Source organism: Flavobacterium bizetiae, assembly GCF_902804475.1.
In the GTDB taxonomy this organism is placed as follows: domain Bacteria; phylum Bacteroidota; class Bacteroidia; order Flavobacteriales; family Flavobacteriaceae; genus Flavobacterium; species Flavobacterium bizetiae.
On sequence record NZ_CADCSU010000211.1, the window covers coordinates 1 to 3,691 of the forward strand.

At 31.6% G+C, this 3,691-nt stretch carries 4 protein-coding genes; all 4 read left to right on the forward strand.

Annotation, left to right across the window (positions count from 1 at the left end):
• The first annotated feature begins 216 nt into the window (after positions 1 to 216).
• Positions 217 to 810: a 2OG-Fe(II) oxygenase gene (locus FLACOL7796_RS23870; RefSeq protein WP_173973264.1), complete on the forward strand. Its 594-nt coding sequence runs from the start codon at positions 217 to 219 to the stop codon at positions 808 to 810.
• Positions 811 to 986: 176 nt separating this feature from the next.
• On the forward strand, positions 987 to 1,424 hold the full coding sequence (locus FLACOL7796_RS23875) for a MarR family winged helix-turn-helix transcriptional regulator (RefSeq protein WP_173973265.1): 438 nt from the start codon (positions 987 to 989) through the stop codon (positions 1,422 to 1,424).
• Positions 1,425 to 1,429: 5 nt separating this feature from the next.
• The gene (locus tag FLACOL7796_RS23880; RefSeq protein ID WP_173973266.1) at positions 1,430 to 2,749 is read left to right on the forward strand and encodes a serine hydrolase; all 1,320 of its coding nucleotides are present in this window, start codon (positions 1,430 to 1,432) and stop codon (positions 2,747 to 2,749) included.
• A 30-nt stretch (positions 2,750 to 2,779) separates the two neighbouring features.
• Positions 2,780 to 3,634, forward strand: a complete 855-nt coding sequence (locus FLACOL7796_RS23885; RefSeq protein ID WP_173973267.1) for a DMT family transporter — start codon at positions 2,780 to 2,782, stop codon at positions 3,632 to 3,634.
• The last annotated feature ends 57 nt before the right edge of the window (positions 3,635 to 3,691 follow it).

Below are 3,691 nucleotides of genomic sequence, written 5' to 3' on the forward strand. Positions count from 1 at the left end.
TTATTAATTAGTCTTGCGCTGTAGGCATTCAACCCGACAGGTTTTTAAAACCTGTCGGGTTTCTTGTTTTTATGCGTCACTATCTTTATCAAAGTTTCAAACTTTGACAAAGATTCGGTATCGTTATTTTTTATTTATTAGAAATAAACGCATTACCATTTTTATTTCATCTACCTTGCTTCGTTGGCTGTATTTGCAGTTTTTCCCAAAACAAAAATGGAAAATGGTTTCGAAGATTTGATTGCGAGTTATATTGAGAACAAAGTAGGAATATCGGAGCATTTTTTAAGTCCTGAATTAGCGAATCATCTCAAGCAGAATTTACTTGATTTAAATCAGCAAAGTTTGTTGCAAACCGCCGGAATAGGCAATTCTGAGAAACTCTCTTACGATGGAGCGATTAGAAGCGATTCTATTTACTGGTTAGATAAAAAGCATAATAATGTATTCGAAAATGAGTTCTTTGCTCAAATCGATGCTTTTATTATTTATCTCAATCAAAGTTGTTATGCGGGAATCACGGGGTATGAATTTCATTATTCGCTATATGAAACCGGAGATTTTTATCTGAAACATTTAGATCAGTTTAAAAATAATCCAAGTCGGAAATATTCGATGATCAGTTATCTTAATAGTAACTGGCAGGAAAGCGACGGAGGAGAATTAATGATTCATCAGGAAAATAACAATCAAAAAATAGCGCCTACTCAGGGGAAGACGGTTTTCTTTAAGAGTAATGAACTGGTTCATGAAGTATTGGTTACTCAAAATACACGAATGAGTATTACAGGGTGGTTGAAAAGTGATTAGTTTTTAGAATATAGAGGATAGAATATAGAAAATGAGAGTTTAACCGTAATCCCGATAGTTATCGATTACGGTTAAACTCTCATTTTTAGTTTACCCAAAGATTTTTTTTTACAAAATGGCTATTTATTTTTAATTTATATTGATATATCAATTATATTTGCGTCAAACAAAAAGATATGAAACTTGAAAACCCAACCGGAACTGCTTTGTATTCAATAGAAAAAGCAATAAAGGAATATCGAAAACTGGCACAAAAAAATATTAGCAAAGTTGTAAAAGATATCACCGTAGATCAGTGTTTGATATTAATTATACTTCACGATAATAAGGATATTGCTCAAAATGAATTGGCGAGTCTTGTTTTTAAAGATAACGCATCGATCACCAGAATGATCGAATTGATGGTTAAAAAAGAATATTTAAACCGAACTATTCATCACGAAGATCGTAGAAAATTTAATCTTGAAGTTACCGATAAAGGACTTAAAACACTCGAATTAATACAGCCGGTTATTAAAAAAAACAGACAAACTGCGCTGGACGGTTTATCATTAGAAGAAATTGCATTGCTTGACAAGACACTCAATAAAATCATCATTAATTGTAAAAAATAATAAGCATGAAGTCAGGATTAACCTTAATTGTATTGTTGGTATTTACTTTTGGATATTCGCAAAAAGACATTAGTACAAAATTAGAACAATACATGGATGCTCAATTTGCTATTAATGATTTTAGTGGTACCGTTTTGGTTTCTAAAAATGATTCGGTACTATTTAAAAAAGCATATGGTTTTGCTGATTATGAATGGAAGGTAAAAAATGTCATAGATTCGAAATTTAGTTTGGCCTCGGTTTCAAAGCAATTTACTGCTGTTGCCATTTTGCAATTGGCGGAAAATAAGATACTTTCTTTAGAAGATCCTCTTAGTAAGTATTTTGCAGGTTTTCCTAAAGGAGATAAGATTACTTTAAAAATGATGTTAACACACAATTCAGGTCTTAATATGGATTTTGATGAACTGTATTTAACAAAAACAGATCTCGATAAAGATTCTGTTTATACCTATCTGGCAAAAAAGCCTTTGTTGTTTGAACCCGGAACCAGTACAGCGTACAGTAACATTGGGTATTATTTATTGGCGCGCGTGATCGAGAAAGTATCGGGACAATCGTATTCAGCATATTTAAAGCAAAATGTATTAGATAAGGCAAAAATGTACAATTCTGGTGTTTCGAGTAATGATGCAATAGTCGACAAGATGACACAGCGTTATTACTTTGACAATGATAAATTAGTAAAAAATCCATACATCAACTGGAATTTTAATGTGGGGCATGATGGGGTATATTCGACCGTTGAAGATTTAGATTTATGGAATAAAGCGCTTTTCGAAAGTCAAACTTTATTATCAGAAGAGTATAAGAAAAAGATGTTTACCTCGTATAATGAAGAAAACTTTGGTTTTGGAGTAATTATCAATCCTTTTTATAATCAAAATCACCAGCTTATTGCGCATGATGGAGGTTTTATGGGGGCTATGACTTCGTTTAATAAATTTACTGATGATAAAATTTTGATTACAATTTTGTCTAACAATCAATCTAAATCGTATTATATCGCTTATGGTCTTGCCGGAATATGTTTCGGGAAAGAAGTAGAGCTTCCCTATAAACACATTCAGTTGGCCATAGATCCTAAAATTTATGATCAATATGTTGGTGATTATGAAAATATCAAAATCCTGAAAAAGGATAATAAGTTGTATTATACAGATTATAATATTGAATTGTTGCCGGAATCTCAGACAAAGTTTTTCCGCTCAGACAATCACAATACAACTTTAGAATTTATTAAAAATAAAAAAGGAAAAATTACGCAGATAGAAATTAAAAAAGCAGGAATAAAAGAGGTGAAAAATAAAATCAAAGGAGTTTAAGTACTATTTTTGTGCTCAAAATTTAAACCTATGTTGTTTCTTGTTTTAAGCATTTTGTGCAGCGTGATTGTTGGAGTTATTTTCAAGATAACCCGAAAATACAATGGTAATCCAACTCAAATTGTTGCTTTTAATTATGCGGTAGCTTTAGCACTTTGTTATTTTTCATACAGCCCAAATCTGGCTGAAGTTGACGGAAATGCACCCTGGAGCCTTTACATTGCAATTGGGGTTTTATTGCCTTTTGTTTTTCTTTCTCTTGTGGCTTCGATAAAGCATATGGGTATCGTAAAAACCGATGCAGCACAACGTTTGTCTTTGTTTATACCCATTTTAGCAGCCTGGCTTATTTTTAAGGAAGAATTTAATTCTTATAAAGTTATCGGAATCGTTATTGGTTTTCTGGCTCTTTTATTCATCTTAAGAAAACAATCTGAAAACTCTCAGAACAAATGGTTTTTTCCGGCAGCCGTGTTAATTGGTTTTGGAATAATTGATATTCTTTTTAAACAAGTGGCTCTTTATACAACTTTGCCTTATCCAACTTCTTTATTTGTCGTTTTTTGTATTGCTTTATCGATGGCAATTTTAATTGCTATTTATCAAATAGGGGTTAAAAACGTAAAATTAGAATCGAAGAACATTATTTTTGGAGCTTTGGTAGGGATCTTTAATTTCGGAAATATTCTGTTTTACTTAAAAGCACATAAGGCTTTCGCCGAAAATCCTTCGACGGTTTTTGCCGGAATGAATATGGGAGTTATTGTTTTAGGAAGTATTGTTGGTCTGGTTTTTTTCAAGGAAAAATTATCCAAAATTAATTTTATCGGAATCTTTTTGGCCCTGATTTCGATTGTTTTTATCGTTATTTCTCAATTTAAATAATTTATTTTTAAGTTTTAATTCGTTAGTTTACAGCTTCTTTAGGGCTGTTTTTAATAA